At 68.0% G+C, this 14,033-nt stretch carries 13 protein-coding genes and 1 riboswitch; of the genes, 3 read left to right on the top strand and 10 right to left on the bottom strand.

Annotated features, from left to right (window positions below; genetic code table 11):
• Positions 1-5: 5 nt before the first annotated feature.
• Positions 6-122, bottom strand: a riboswitch (SAM riboswitch).
• Positions 123-316: 194 nt separating this feature from the next.
• The 5 genes from trpD to ACFY6U_RS14345 form a co-directional block, all read right to left on the bottom strand.
• Positions 317-1,381 (bottom strand): anthranilate phosphoribosyltransferase, encoded by a 1,065-nt coding sequence (gene trpD, locus ACFY6U_RS14365; protein ID WP_390038006.1) that lies wholly within the window; start codon positions 1,379-1,381, stop codon positions 317-319.
• Between the two features lie 165 nt (positions 1,382-1,546).
• Positions 1,547-3,184, bottom strand: a complete 1,638-nt coding sequence (locus tag ACFY6U_RS14360; protein WP_390038004.1) for a cytochrome bc complex cytochrome b subunit — start codon at positions 3,182-3,184, stop codon at positions 1,547-1,549.
• A complete protein-coding gene (locus ACFY6U_RS14355) occupies positions 3,181-4,239 on the bottom strand; it encodes a Rieske 2Fe-2S domain-containing protein (protein WP_390038003.1) in 1,059 nt (352 codons plus the stop codon). Before ACFY6U_RS14355 ends, ACFY6U_RS14360 begins: the two co-directional genes overlap by 4 nt.
• Positions 4,236-5,048, bottom strand: coding sequence for a cytochrome c (locus ACFY6U_RS14350; RefSeq protein ID WP_351490369.1), 813 nt, complete (start codon positions 5,046-5,048; stop codon positions 4,236-4,238). Before ACFY6U_RS14350 ends, ACFY6U_RS14355 begins: the two co-directional genes overlap by 4 nt.
• Positions 5,049-5,125: 77 nt before the next feature.
• Positions 5,126-5,746 (bottom strand): heme-copper oxidase subunit III, encoded by a 621-nt coding sequence (locus ACFY6U_RS14345; RefSeq protein ID WP_390038001.1) that lies wholly within the window; start codon positions 5,744-5,746, stop codon positions 5,126-5,128.
• Between the two features lie 178 nt (positions 5,747-5,924).
• Here ACFY6U_RS14345 and ACFY6U_RS14340 point away from each other — a divergent pair, with 178 nt between their 5' ends.
• Positions 5,925-6,326, top strand: a complete 402-nt coding sequence (locus ACFY6U_RS14340; protein ID WP_093503963.1) for a response regulator transcription factor — start codon at positions 5,925-5,927, stop codon at positions 6,324-6,326.
• Between the two features lie 77 nt (positions 6,327-6,403).
• Here ACFY6U_RS14340 and ACFY6U_RS14335 read toward each other — a convergent pair whose 3' ends face one another.
• From ACFY6U_RS14335 to coxB, 4 genes are all read right to left on the bottom strand, one after another.
• Positions 6,404-7,666 carry an Ig-like domain-containing protein gene (locus ACFY6U_RS14335; RefSeq protein ID WP_390037998.1) on the bottom strand — a complete coding sequence of 421 codons (1,263 nt, stop codon included), beginning with the start codon at positions 7,664-7,666 and terminating at the stop codon, positions 6,404-6,406.
• A 151-nt stretch (positions 7,667-7,817) separates the two neighbouring features.
• Positions 7,818-8,216: a cytochrome c oxidase subunit 4 gene (locus ACFY6U_RS14330; protein WP_093503960.1), complete on the bottom strand. Its 399-nt coding sequence runs from the start codon at positions 8,214-8,216 to the stop codon at positions 7,818-7,820.
• Entirely contained in the window at positions 8,213-9,943 is a 1,731-nt protein-coding gene (gene ctaD / locus ACFY6U_RS14325; RefSeq protein WP_351490360.1) for a cytochrome c oxidase subunit I, read from the bottom strand. The genes ACFY6U_RS14330 and ctaD overlap by 4 nt, the downstream gene beginning before the upstream one ends.
• Complete coding sequence (gene coxB / locus ACFY6U_RS14320) at positions 9,940-10,902, bottom strand: cytochrome c oxidase subunit II (protein WP_351490358.1); 963 nt, start codon at positions 10,900-10,902, stop codon at positions 9,940-9,942. The genes ctaD and coxB overlap by 4 nt, the downstream gene beginning before the upstream one ends.
• 300 nt (positions 10,903-11,202) lie before the next feature.
• Between coxB and ACFY6U_RS14315 the strand changes: the two genes are divergently transcribed.
• Entirely contained in the window at positions 11,203-12,582 is a 1,380-nt protein-coding gene (locus ACFY6U_RS14315) for a cysteine desulfurase/sulfurtransferase TusA family protein (RefSeq protein ID WP_390037996.1), read from the top strand.
• A gap of 86 nt (positions 12,583-12,668) precedes the next feature.
• On the opposite strand, the gene ACFY6U_RS14310 is transcribed toward ACFY6U_RS14315, so the two are convergent.
• A complete protein-coding gene (locus tag ACFY6U_RS14310; RefSeq protein WP_390037994.1) occupies positions 12,669-13,643 on the bottom strand; it encodes a carbohydrate kinase family protein in 975 nt (324 codons plus the stop codon).
• Positions 13,644-13,775: 132 nt separating this feature from the next.
• Between ACFY6U_RS14310 and ACFY6U_RS14305 the strand changes: the two genes are divergently transcribed.
• The gene (locus ACFY6U_RS14305; RefSeq protein ID WP_294008909.1) at positions 13,776-13,985 is read left to right on the top strand and encodes a hypothetical protein; all 210 of its coding nucleotides are present in this window, start codon (positions 13,776-13,778) and stop codon (positions 13,983-13,985) included.
• The last annotated feature ends 48 nt before the right edge of the window (positions 13,986-14,033 follow it).

Raw genomic sequence — 14,033 nt, 5'->3', positions numbered from 1 at the left:
CGAGGGGTCCGCGCTTGCCGTGGACCTCGCTGCCCACGGCCTGGTCTTCACCCGGGGCACCCCGCCACGGACGGAGGGTTGCCGGACAGTCGGCCGGGGCCTCATGACTGTCACTCATGACCTGGAAAGAAACTTATGGGAAGTGATCGCAGCCGCGCAACTCCAGTCCGGATGACGGGACGGAGCGGGGGCTGCGGACAGTTCGGCACCGCCGGAGAGGCCGTATGTGGTTGCGCACCGCCGGTCCGCAACGGCCGTCGGCCACGACGGTGGAGCCCGGCGGTGCGGACCCCACCCAGCCCTCTGGACCGGCGCCCTACTTGTGCGTCGCCGCCGCCCAGCGCTCCAGGACCTGCTTGGCCGCACCCGAGTCGATCGAGTGCGCCGCCCTGTCCATGCCGGCGCGGAGCTGCTCTGCCAGCGACCCTGTGCCCGGGTCCAGGGCCACCAGCGCCGCCGCCGAGTTCAGCAGCACCGCGTCCCGCACCGGGCCCCGCTCGCCGTCCAGGAGGCGGCGGGCGACCTCCGCGTTGTACGACGGGTCACCGCCCCGCAGCGCCTCCACGGGGACCAGGTCGATGCCGACGTCACGGGGGTCGAAGGTCTCCTCCGTGACCTTGCCGTCCCGGACGGTCCAGACGCGGGACGTGGCGGTCGTCGTCAGTTCGTCGAGGCCGTCGTCGCCGCGGAAGACGAGGGAGGAGTGGCCGCGTTCGGCGAAGACGCCCGCGACGACGGGGGCCATGCGGGGGTCCGCGACGCCGACCGCCTGGGCCCGCACCCGTGCGGGGTTGGTCAGCGGGCCGAGGATGTTGAAGACCGTGCGGATGCCCAGCTGGCCGCGGGCGGCGCCCGCGTGGCGCAGCGCCGGGTGGAACTTGATGGCGAAGCAGAAGGTGATGCCGGCCTCCTCGGCGACCTCGGCGACCCGCTGCGGGGTCAGGTCGAGGTTGACGCCGAGCTTCTCCAGGACGTCGGAGGCCCCGGACGCGGAGGAGGCCGCGCGGTTGCCGTGCTTGACGACCTTCGCGCCGGTGCCGGCCACCACGAGCGCCGACATCGTGGAGATGTTCACCGTCTTCGCGCCGTCGCCCCCGGTGCCGACGATGTCGACGGTGCGGCCCGGCACCTCGATGACGTTGGCGTGCTCGTACATCGTGCGGACGAGCCCGTTGATCTCCTCGACGGTCTCGCCTTTGGACCGCAGGGCGACGACGAAGCCGGCGATCTGGGCGTCGGTGGCCTGGCCGCGCATGATCTGGTCCATCGCCCAGGCCGTCGCGTCGGCGCTCTGGTCCTGGCCGTACAGCAGCGCGTTCAGTACCTCGGGCCAGGAACGGCCCGCCGCGGTGTCGCCTCCAGCGGGGGTCACAGCGCTCATGAGGCCGCTCCTGATCGTCGTACGGGAACAACAGGTTTCAGGGCCTACCCTATCCAGCTCCGGGCACCGCGAAGGGCCCCCGTCCTCCCCTGGTCCTCGAACAAACTCGGACCGGGGGCCCATCCGGACGGGGGCCCTTCGACCGTGGCGTGGCGACGCGGTCGATCAGTGGTGGCCGTGGCCGCTCGTGATCTCCTTGTACTCCTCGACAGTCGGCTTCGGGATCTGGTTGTCCTCGCCGTAGTAGGCGTTGCTCAGCTTGGCGCGGAGCTTCTCGGAGCCCTTGATCTTGCGCTCGACACCGTTCTCGTCGACCGCCGGGCCGACCTGGGCCGGCTCGTACTGGTGGTGCGCCGTGAGGGTGTGCAGCTGCTCCTGCGAGAGCGGCTCGTGGACCTCGATGAACTCACCGTGCGGCAGCCGCTTGATGATGCCGGTCTCGCGACCGTGCAGCACCTTCTCGCGGTCCCGGCGCTGCAGGCCGAGGCAGATCCGCTTGGTGGCGATGAACGCGATCACCGGTCCGGCGAAGAAGAAGATCCGGACGAACCAGGTCACGTCGTTGATCGACAGGTGGAAGTGGGTGGCGATGAGGTCGTTGCCACCGCCGACCAGGCCCACCATGTACACGGTCACCCAGGCGACACCGAACGCGGTGCGGGTCGGGGCGTTGCGCGGGCGGTCCAGGATGTGGTGCTCGCTCTTGTCGCCGGTGACCCAGGACTCGATGAACGGGTAGACCGCGATCGCCGCGAGGACCAGACCGAACAGGATCAGCGGGATGAAGACGCCCAGGACCAGGGTGTGGCCCCAGAAGTTGATCTCCCAGCCGGGCATGTAGCGGATCAGGCCTTCGGCGAAGCCCATGTACCAGTCGGGCTGGGCGCCGGTGGACACCTGGTCCGGGCGGTAGGGGCCCATGGCCCAGATCGGGTTGATCTGGGTGGTCGCCGCGATGGCCGCGATGACACCGAAGACCAGGAAGAAGAAGCCTCCGGCCTTGGCCATGTAGACCGGCAGCAGCGGCATGCCGACGACGTTCTTCTCGGTCTTTCCGGGACCCGCGAACTGCGTGTGCTTGTGGTAGAAGACCAGGATCAGGTGGCCCACCATCAGGCCGAGCATGATGCCCGGCAGCAGCAGGATGTGGATCGAGTAGAACCGGGCGACGAAGTCGTGGCCGGGGAACTGCCCGCCGAAGAGGAAGAACGAGATGTACGTGCCGACGATCGGCATCGACAGGATGGCGCCCTCGGTGAAGCGGACACCGGTGCCGGAGAGCAGGTCGTCCGGGAGCGAGTAACCGGTGAACCCGGTGAACATGCCCAGGACGAACAGCAGGAAGCCGAACAGCCAGTTGATCTCACGCGGCTTGCGGAACGCGCCGGTGAAGAACACGCGCATCATGTGCACGAACATGCCGGCGAGGAAGATCAGCGCGGCCCAGTGGTGGATCTGCCGGATGAGCAGACCACCGCGCACGTCGAAGGAGATGTGCAGGGTCGAGTTGAACGCCTCGGACATCAGCTGTCCCTGGAGCGGGACGTAGCTGCCGTGGTACTCCACCTCGTTCATCGACGGGTGGAAGAACAGCGTCAGGTACACACCCGTCAGGATGATGATGATGAAGCTGTACATGCACACTTCGCCCAACATGAACGACCAGTGGTCGGGGAAGATCTTGCGCATGTTGGACTTGGCCAGGGAGTAGATCCCGAGCCGTCCGTCGGCCCAGTCGGCGACGCGCTCGCCGGCCGGTGCCTTCCCGCGCTCGCGGGACTCGGTGTTCTCTGTAGTGCTCATCCGCGCTCCCAGAAGGCAGGACCGACGGGCTCGTCGAAGTCGCCGAGCGCCTGGAGGTAGCCCTCCTCGCTCACGCCGATGCGCAGCTGCGGCAGGGCGTGGCCGGCCGGGCCGAAGATCACTCGGGCTCCGTCGGAGAGGTCGAAGGTGGACTGGTGGCACGGGCAGAGCACGTGGTGGGTCTGCTGCTCGTACAGCGAGATCGGGCAGCCCACGTGGGTGCAGATCTTCGAGTAGGCGACGATGCCCTCGTGTGACCACTCGAGCTCGCGCTTGTCCTTGATGTTGTCCGGCTGCAGCCGGATGATCATCAGGGCCGCCTTCGCCATCACGTTCTGGAAGTCCTCCTGGGACTCCTCGACGCCCTCGGGCTTGGCGAAGGTCAGCGAGCCGACGGCGACGTCGGAGGGACGCAGCGGCTCGTTGGTGTTCATGTTGACGAGCAGCTTGCCCTTCGACCACGCCGTGTGGCGCAGCGAGGTGCCGGGCAGCGGGCCGAGGTCGCGCAGCAGCACGACGCCGGAGAGCGGGACCAGGGTCAGCGCGCCGAACATCGTGTTGCGGATCAGCTTGCGCCGGCCGAGCGCCGATTCCTTGGCGCCCTGCTTGAAGTCGGCCAGGACCTTGGCCTTGACCTCCGGCGGGGCCGAGATGGCGTGCCGCTCGTCGGCGACCTCCACGTCGGACATCAGGGTGCGGGCCCAGTGGACCGCGCCCGCGCCGATGCAGAACAGCGCCGCGCCGAGGGTCAGGCCCAGCGCGAAGTTCAGCGCGCTGATGTGACCGATCGGGAAGACGAAGATCGACTTGTCCTTCGGGATCGTCACATAGGACGCGATGAACCCGACGGTGGCCAGCATCGACACCGTGAACAGCAGGGCCACGACGCGCTCGGACCGCTTGGCGGCCCGCTCGTCGATGTCCTGGATCCGGTGCTCGTGCGGCGGCAGACCCGGGTCCGAGAACGGGTCCTTCTCGTCCGCCACACTCACGGCGGTGTGCGCGTGGTCCTGCTCAGCGGGCAGGTTCTCTTCTGGAATGTCTTGGCTACTCATGACTTCTTGGCCTTTGCGGTCCGAGCGGCGACCCAGACGGCGACCGCGATCAGTGCACCGAGACCGAAGATCCAGGCGAACAGACCCTCGCTGACCGGCCCGAGGCCGCCCAGGTTGAGACCGCCGGGGTTCTCCGTGTTGCTGCTGTTGACCGCGTTCAGGTACGCGATGATGTCCTTCTTGTTCTTCTCCGTCAGCGTGGTGTCGGGGAAGGACGGCATGTTCTGCGGGCCCGTCTGCATGGCCTCGTAGATGTGCTTCGGGTCGACACCCTCAAGGCTCGGGGCGAACTTGCCCTTGGTCAGCGCACCGCCCGAGCCCACGAAGTTGTGGCACTGCGCGCAGTTGGTGCGGAAGAGCTCGCCACCCTTGGCGATGTCGGCACCGTCCGGGCCGTACTGCTCCGAGGTCGGGACCTCGGGACCGGCGCCCAGCGAGGCGATGTACGCCGCGAGCTGGTCGATCTGGGCCTGGGTGTAGATGTTCTTCTTCTTGACGACCTGCGGGCCCTGCGAGGTGGCGGCCGGCATACGGCCGGTGCCGACCTGGAAGTCGACGGCCGCGGCGCCCACGCCCACCAGGCTGGGGCCGTCGGACGAACCCTGACCGCCGGTGCCGTGGCAGCTGGCGCAACCGACCGAGTAGAGCTTCTTGCCCTCCTCGATGGTCAGGGACTGGGATGTTTCATCGGCCTGCGCCTTGCCCGCGGGTGCGAACGCGGCGTACAGCCCCCCTGTGCATGCCAGCGCGAGGAGTAGGACGACGACCGCCGCCAGCGGATGGCGTCGTCGTGCGGAGAGCTTTTTCACGGATTACCCCGGTGTCAGGATCTTCTGCGTCGATGCTTCTGGAAAGTGCGCTTCTACGGCGCGTGGTGCCGGCCCGGCTACTTGATCAGGTAGATCGTGGCGAAGAGGCCGATCCAGACGACATCGACGAAGTGCCAGTAGTAGGACACGACGATGGCCGCGGTCGCCTGCTCGTGCGTGAACCTCTTCGCCGCGTAGGTGCGCCCCAGGACGAACAGGAAGGCGATGAGTCCGCCCGTCACGTGCATGCCGTGGAAGCCGGTGGTCAGGTAGAACACCGAACCGTACGGGTCGGAGGAGAGGGAGATCCCGTCCTCCTTGACCAGGTTCGTGTACTCGTAGATCTGACCGCCGATGAAGATCGCACCCATGATGAAGGTGACGATGAACCAGCCCCTGAGCTTCTTCACGTCCCCGCGCTCGGCGGCGAACACGCCGAGCTGGCAGGTGAGGGAGGAGAGCACCAGGATCGTGGTGTTGGTCGCCGAGAAGGGGATGTCGAGGTGACTCGCCATCTCCTTCCAGTGAGCCTCGCCGGTCACCGATCGCAGGGTGAAGTACATCGCGAAGAGGGCCGCGAAGAACATCAGCTCGGAACTCAGCCAGATGATGGTTCCGACGCTGGTGAGGTTCGGCCTGTTGACCGACGGGTGCGCGTGCCCGGTATCTACTGTCGTTGCTGTCGCCACGACCGACATTATGTCGGTCGCTTATCTCGCGCTCACTCCGGGGGGTGCCGTTCGGAGTGTCCGCCCCGTGTGTAGTGCCCGGATGGCCCATCGAAGCGGTGTTCCAACAGGTGTTGACGAGGTGTTCAGGGGAGTAGCATCCGGCGCATCGGTCCTGTCCGTACGACGCTGACGTCTCGGAGGAACAATGCAGCCGACCGCCACGGTGCTGGTCTACAGCGACGACTCCAACACCCGCGAGCAGGTGCGGCTCGCCGCCGGCCGGCGGCCGGCTCCCGATGTGCCGTTCGTCGAGTTCGTGGAGTGCGCGACGCCCGCGGCGGTCCTCGCCGAGCTGGACAAGGGCGGGATCGACGTGTGTGTCCTGGACGGCGAGGCCGTGCCGATGGGGGGCATGGGGATGTGCCGGCAGATCAAGGACGAGGTGTTCAACTGCCCGCCGGTGCTGCTGCTGATCGGGCGGCCGCAGGATGCGTGGCTGGCCACGTGGAGCCGGGCCGACGCGGCTGTGACGCTGCCTGTGGAGCCGGTGGAGTTCGCGGGGGCGCTGGCGTCCCTGTTGCGGCAGAAGAGGCTGCTGAGCGCCTAGGAGAGGGTGGGGCGCGGTGCGTGCGCGGGTGCGGGCCGGTGGGGGCCGTTCGCGCAGTTCCCCGCGCCCCTGGTTTCTCATACTGACGTCGGCTGCAGACGAACCGCGTCCTCCGGCTTCGGGCCGTCCGGGGTGCCGTTGGTGAGGGCGCTGCCCTTGCGCCAGTCCTTCCAGGCGAGGTTCCAGTCGCCGAAGCCGTTGCCGAAGTTCTCCATCTCCTTGCCGTTGGAGTTGACGACCTTCACCAGGTCGCCCGGGTGGAAGGTGTCGAAGAACCACTCGGCGTTCGAGGTGTTCATGCCGGTGCAGCCGTGGCTGACGTTCTCGTAGCCCTGGGAGCCCACCGACCAGGGCGCGGCGTGCACGTACTCGCCCGACCAGGTGACCCGGGTGGCGTAGTAGACCGGCAGGTCGTACGAGTCCGAGGTGCCCTCGGCGATGCCGACCGTGGTGCCGCGCATCCGTACGAAGTACTGCTTCTCCAGGACGACCTTGACGCCGTTGCGGGTCTCGAAGCCCGGTTTGCCGGTGGTGACGGGGATCTGGTTGATCTCCTTGTCGTCCTTGTAGACCGTCAGCTGGTGGGCGGCGGCGTCCGTGACGGCGAGGAGCTTGTCGCCCGTGGTGAGCTTGAGGGGCGCGGTCGCGCCGCCCCACAGGCGGTCGCTGATCCTGATGCCGTCCAGGTTGCTGTGCACCTGGATGGTGGCGTGGGTGGGCCAGTAGTCCTTGGGCCGGTAGTGCAGTTCCTTCCCGCTCACCCAGTACCAGGAGCCCTCCACGGCCGGGACGGAGTCGACCCTGAGGGCACGTTCGACGATGGCGCGCTGGGCCTTGTCCTTGATCTCGTGGTCGAGTTGGGCGGTGACCGGCTGGCCCACGCCGTACTCGCCCGCCTTGGGGCCGAAGGTGACCTTCAGCCGCTGCCGGGTGGTGGGCGTGCTGGTGTCGAAGGTGAGGACCTTGCGGCCGGACGCGCCGTTCTCGTCCTCGGTGCTGACCTGGACCGTGTAGTGGGCGTTGGCGGCCAGCGGGGAGGTGCTGTGCCAGCGGCGGCCGTCGGCGTCGAGTTCGCCCGCCACGAAGCGACCGGTGGCGTCCTGGGCCGTGACGTCCGTGATGCGGTCCTCGTCGCTCTTGGCGACGACCTCCAGGGGCTTGTCGGGGTCGGCCCGCTTCCCCGCACCGGTGGGAGTGTTGAAGGAGATCTGGTCCGCCGCGTCGTACGGCTTGTCCGCGAGGGGGTTGCCGTCCGAACCGCAGGCGGTGACGCCCGCGCCGAGGGCGATCACCAGCAGGGCGCAGCTGACGACGGTACGGGCGCACGGAGAGTGACTCATATTTTCACGCTATGAGATGTTTTCCGGACCGGCGCGGCAGGTAGCCCGGACGGGGGACGGCCGCTGCGCCGAAGGCGCGAAGGGGCCGGAACGGCAGGAGCCCGGACTCTCCTGACGGAGAGTCCGGGCTCCTGCTGCGCTCGGCGCGTGCTTACTGGGTGCGGTTCTCACCGCGGTAGTACTCGAACACCCAGCCGAAGAGGCCGATCATGATGATGGGTGCCGAGAAGTACAGCAGCCACCAGCCGACGGCGACACCGAGGAAGGCCAGCGCGCCGCCGACGCCCAGGGCGAGCGGCTGCCAGCTGTGCGGGCTGAAGAAGCCGATCTCGCCCGCCTCGTCCGCGACGTCGGCCTCCTTGTTGTCCTGGGCACCCGCGTCGACCCGCGAGGCGGTGAAGCCCAGGTAGAAGCCGATCATGATGCACAGGCCGAAGGCCAGGAAGAGCGCCGTGGTACCGGCCGGTTCCTTCGACCACACGCCATAGACGATCGCGATGACGAGGACGAAGACACTCAGCCACACGAACATGCGGCCCTGGATCTTCACTTGCCGGCCTCCTTGCTGCCCGCGACAGCGGCGGCGGCGTGGCCGTGCTCCAGCTGCTCCAGGGCGGCGATCTCAGGGTGGTGCAGGTCGAAGGCCGGCGATTCGCTGCGGATCCGCGGCAGGGTGACGAAGTTGTGCCGCGGCGGCGGGCAGGAGGTCGCCCACTCCAGGGAGCGGCCGTAGCCCCACGGGTCGTCGACGCCGACGGGCTTGCCGTACTTGGCCGTCTTCCACACGTTGTAGAGGAACGGCAGGATCGACAGGCCGAGCAGGAAGGAGCTGATCGTCGAGATCGTGTTCAGCGTGGTGAAGCCGTCGGCCGCCAGGTAGTCGGCGTACCGGCGCGGCATGCCCTCGGCGCCCAGCCAGTGCTGGACCAGGAAGGTGCCGTGGAAGCCGATGAACAGCGTCCAGAAGGTGATCTTGCCGAGCCGCTCGTCGAGCATCTTGCCGGTCATCTTCGGCCACCAGAAGTGGAAGCCGGAGAACATCGCGAAGACGACCGTGCCGAAGACCACGTAGTGGAAGTGGGCCACGACGAAGTACGAGTCGGAGACGTGGAAGTCCATCGGCGGCGAGGCCAGGATGACACCGGTCAGACCACCGAAGGTGAAGGTGATCAGGAAGCCGGTGGCCCAGAGCATCGGTGTCTCGAAGGACAGCGAGCCCTTCCACATGGTGCCGATCCAGTTGAAGAACTTCACACCGGTCGGGACCGCGATCAGGAAGGTCATGAAGGAGAAGAACGGCAGCAGCACACCACCGGTGACGTACATGTGGTGGGCCCACACCGTCACGGACAGACCGGCGATCGAGATGGTCGCGGCCACCAGACCCATGTAGCCGAACATCGGCTTGCGGGAGAAGACCGGGATGACCTCGGAGATGATGCCGAAGAACGGCAGCGCGATGATGTACACCTCTGGATGGCCGAAGAACCAGAAGAGGTGTTGCCAGAGCAGTGCTCCGCCGTTCGCCGCGTCGAAGACATGTGCCCCGAATTTCCGATCCGCCTCCAGCGCGAACAGCGCGGCGGCGAGGACCGGGAAGGCGAGCAGGACCAGCACGGCGGTCAGCAGCACGTTCCACACGAAGATCGGCATCCGGAACATGGTCATGCCGGGGGCCCGCATGCAGATGATCGTGGTGATGAAGTTGACCGCGCCGAGGATGGTGCCGAAGCCGGAGAAGGCCAGACCCATGATCCACATGTCGGCCCCGATGCCCGGCGAGCGGACCGCGTCCGACAGCGGGGAGTAGGCGAACCAGCCGAAGTCAGCGGCGCCCTGCGGGGTGAGGAAGCCGCCGACCGCGATGGTCGAGCCGAACAGGTAGAGCCAGTAGGCGAACATGTTCAGCCGCGGGAACGCGACATCGGGGGCGCCGATCTGGAGCGGCATGATCCAGTTCGTGAAGCCGGCGAACAGCGGCGTCGCGAACATCAGCAGCATGATCGTGCCGTGCATCGTGAACGCCTGGTTGAACTGCTCGTTCGACATGATCTGCAGACCGGGGCGAGCGAGCTCGGCGCGCATCAGCAGCGCCATCACACCGCCGATCAGGAAGAACGCGAACGACGTGACCAGATACAGCGTTCCGATGGTCTTGTGGTCGGTGGTGGTGAGCCACTTGATGACCACGTTGCCGGGCTGCTTGCGCCGGATGGGCAGCTCGTCGGCGTAGCCTTCCGCTGCCGCGGCACCCTGGGGTTCGTTGAGGATGCTCACAGGTTGTTCGTCTCCCGGTTCTTCTCGTGGCTCGTCTGCGCGATGCCGGCGGGAATGTAACCGGTCTGCCCCTTCTTGACGAGGTCCTTGAGGTGCTGCTGGTAACGCTCGGGGGAGACGACCTTCACGTTGAACAGCATCCGGGAGTGGTCGACGCCGCAGAGCTCGGCGCACTTGCCGAGGAAGGTGCCCTCCTGGTTCGGAGTCACCTGGAACGCGTTGGTGTGGCCCGGGATGACGTCCATCTTCATCAGGAACGGCACCACCCAGAAGGAGTGGATGACGTCACGCGAGGTGAGGACGAAGCGGACGGTCTCACCCTTGGGGAGCCAGAGCGTCGGACCGGGGTTACCGGTCTGCGGGTTCTTCGTGCCCGGCGTACCGACGTCGTAGACACCGCCGGCGTTCGCCGGGAATTCCTTCTTGAACCGGTCCGGGATGGCGGACAGGTTCGCGTCGGTCTTCGCGTCGCCGGTGACACCGTCGACGGGCGTGATGTAGTTGAAGCCCCAGCTCCACTGGAAGCCGACGACGTTGACCGTGACGTCCGGCTTCTTGTCGGTGAGGCTGAGCAGCTTCGTCTCGTCGCGCGCCGTGAAGTAGAACAGCACCGAGACGATGATGAGCGGCACCACCGTGTACAGGGCCTCGATCGGCATGTTGTACCGGGTCTGGGCCGGGACCTCGATCTTGGTGCGGCTGCGCCGGTGGAAGATGGCGCTCCAGATGATCAGACCCCACACCAGCACGCCGACGGCGAGCGCGGCGGCCCAGGAGCCCTGCCACAGGGAGAGGATCCGCGGAGCCTCTTCCGTGGTCGGGGTGGGCATACCAAGGCGGGGGAAGTCCTTGTATGTGCAACCGGTAGCGGATGCCAGGACCAGGCCCGCGGTCATTGCCTGCAGCAGCTTCCGCCGCATCGGGCGCCGCGGCGAGCGGTCGGAGCCGTTGGGACTCACGTAGCGCCTTCCCGAGAGTCTCGCCCGCGCGGTCGGCTGCGGCCTTCTCGCTGGTCGGTCGCCGCCCTGCGTCGGGCAGGGGTTTGGATGTTTATGCGGACCAAACCCTAGCCGACGCGATTCGGGGGGTCGCGGGGAGGGGGGCATACGCGTCGCCTGTCACTCGGTTGGGGTGGGAATGGGCGCCCAATAGCTCGGGTTGTCGCGGTTTGCGGTGCGAGTGCGGGTGCGTGGGGGCTGGTCGCGCAGTTCCCCGCGCCCCTCGGTCGGCTGTCCCTGCGGACGCTTTAACGTTGCTGTGTGTCCTACTTTGACGCTGCGTCCGCTGCCCCGCTCCATCCTGTTGCCCGTCAGGCGTTGTTGGCATCGCTTGACGACGGGTGGGCCGATCCGTCCCGGTTGTATCGGGAGGGGCGGAAGGCGCGCATGTTGCTGGATGCCGCGCGGGAGGCGGCTGCCGAGGCCGTCGGCTGTCGGGCGGACGAGCTGACTTTCACCTCTTCCGGTACGCGCGCCGTCCACACGGGCATCGCCGGGGCGTTGGCCGGGCGGCGCCGGACCGGACGTCACCTGATCGTGTCAGCCGTCGAACACTCCTCGGTACTTCATTCGGCCGAGGTGTTCGAGGCGGAGGGCGGACAGGTGACGCAGGTGCCGGTGTTGCGGACCGGCGAGGTGGAGGCCGGCGCCTACGAGGCTGCGCTCCGCCCCGACACCGCGCTCGCCTGCCTCCAGTCGGCCAACCACGAAGTGGGCACCGTGCAGCCGGTGGCCGCCGTCGCCGAGGTGTGCCGGGCGGCCGGGGTGCCGTTGCTGGTGGACGCGGCGCAGTCGCTGGGGTGGGAGCGGGTGGCGGGCGACTGGTCGCTGCTGACGGCGAGTGCGCACAAATGGGGCGGGCCGAGCGGGGTCGGGCTGCTGGTCGTACGCAAGGGGGTGCGGTTCGCCGTCCAAGGGGCCTCGGACGAACGGGAGTCGGGGCGGGCACCCGGCTTCGAGAACCTGCCGGCGATCGTCGCGGCGGCCGCCGCGCTGCGGGCGGTACGGGCGGAGGCCGAGCGGGAGGCCGTACGGCTTCGGGAGCTGACGGCACGGATCCGGGCGGGGGTACCGGAGTTGGTGCCGGACGTGGAGGTGGTGGGCGACGCGGAGCGGCGGCTGCCCGGGATCGTCACCTTCTCCTGTCTCTATGTCGATGGAGAGACACTGCTGCACGAGCTGGACCGGGAGGGCTTCTCGGTGTCTTCCGGGTCGTCCTGCACGAGCAGCACCTTGACGCCGAGCCATGTGCTCAAGGCGATGGGTGTGCTCAGTGAGGGGAACGTGCGGGTGTCGCTGCCGACGGGGGCGGCGGAGGCGGATGTGGAGCGGTTCCTGGAGGTGCTGCCGGGGGTGGTGGCAGGGGTCCGGGAGAAGCTGGGCGCCCCGATGCCGACGGCGACCGTACGACAGGCGGAGGAAGTCGTCGTCGACTCGCTCGGCAAACGGTGCCCGATCCCGGTCATCGAACTGGCGAAGGTCATCGGCACCGTGCCGGTGGGCGGCACGGTCCGAGTCCTGTCGGACGACGAGGCGGCACGCCTGGACGTCCCGGCGTGGTGCGAGATGCGGGGCCAGGAGTACGTGGGCGAGGAACCGGCCGAAAAGGGAACGGCGTACTTGGTACGCCGGGTGAGCTGAGCGCCCCTTCGGGGGCGCGGGGCTGTGTCGATGTGCGGCTGCCGCCGCGTGGGCGCGACCAGCCCCCACGCCGCCGCACCCGAAACTCAGACCAGATGGCCCCGGACCTCTTCCGCGGCCTCGTCCCCGTACGCCTTGGTGAACCGCTCCATGAAGTGCCCCCGGCGCAGCTGGTACTCCTGCGTCCCCACCGTCTCGATGACGAGGGTCGCCAGCATGCAGCCCACCTGAGCCGCCCGCTCCAGCGAGACCCCCCACGCGAGCCCCGAGAGGAACCCGGCGCGGAACGCGTCGCCGACGCCCGTCGGGTCGGCCTTGCGCTCCTCGTCGGGGCAGCCGACCTCGATGGTCTCCTCGCCGGCCCGCTCGATCCGCACCCCGCGTGCGCCGAGCGTCGTCACCCGGTGGCCGACCTTCGCGAGGATCTCCTCGTCGCTCCAGCCGGTCTTCGTCTCGATGAGCCCCTTCTCGTACTCGTTGGAGAAGAGGTACGTCGCGCCCTCCAGCAGTATCCGGATCTCGTCGCCGTTCATACGGGCGATCTGCTGGGAGAAGTCGGCGGCGAAGGGGATGGAACGGGTGCGGCACTCCTCCGTGTGGCGGAGCATGCCCTCCGGGTCGTCCGCGCCGATGAGGACCAGGTCGAGTCCGCCGACCCGGTCGGCGACCGTCTTGAGCTCGATCAGGCGAGCCTCGCTCATCGCGCCCGTGTAGAAGGAGCCGATCTGGTTGTGGTCGGCGTCGGTCGTGCACACGAAACGCGCGGTGTGCAGGGTCTCCGAGAGGCGGACGGAGTCCGTGTCGACGCCGTGCCGGTCGAGCCAGGCCCGGTACTCGTCGAAGTCGAAGCCCGCCGCGCCGACCAGGATCGGCCGGGTGCCGAGCTGTCCCATGCCGAACGCGATGTTCGCGCCGACGCCGCCCCGCCGTACGTCCAGGTTGTCGACCAGGAAGGACAGCGAGACCGTGTGCAGCTGGTCCGCGACCAGCTGGTCCGCGAAGCGGCCGGGGAAGGTCATGAGGTGGTCGGTGGCGATGGAGCCGGTGACTGCGATGCGCACGGCTGGGACTCTCCTGAGGGGGAGGCGTTATTGACAGTTAACGCTACCGGGTCCGTGTGGCGCCCTGAAGGTGCCAAAACTACCCGATAGTAGATCTTTCTTCGCGGCGCTCGGCGTGCTTACGGTTCCGTCATGACGAACCTCAAGGTCCACTCCCCCGCTCCGGCCGACCTCGACGGCGACCTCGCGTCGCTGCGCGGGGACTGCGCCCGGATGGCTCCGCACTGGGTGGTTCCCGATCACAGCGATGCCCGCCCGGTGCCGCCGTCACTCATCCACGGGGTGACCGTGCCGAAGAAGTCCGCCAGACTCCTGGACGCCATGTCCGACTACGGCGACTGAGTCCCGCTCCGGCGCGTTTCCAGGGAACCGCGCGCTCCCCTCCCGCGT

It is taken from the genome of Streptomyces sp. NPDC013157 (genome assembly GCF_042899865.1).
In the GTDB taxonomy this organism is placed as follows: Bacteria; Actinomycetota; Actinomycetes; order Streptomycetales; family Streptomycetaceae; genus Streptomyces.
The sequence above is the reverse complement of the archived record's forward strand: the minus strand, read 5'-3'. Positions and strand labels throughout refer to the sequence as shown.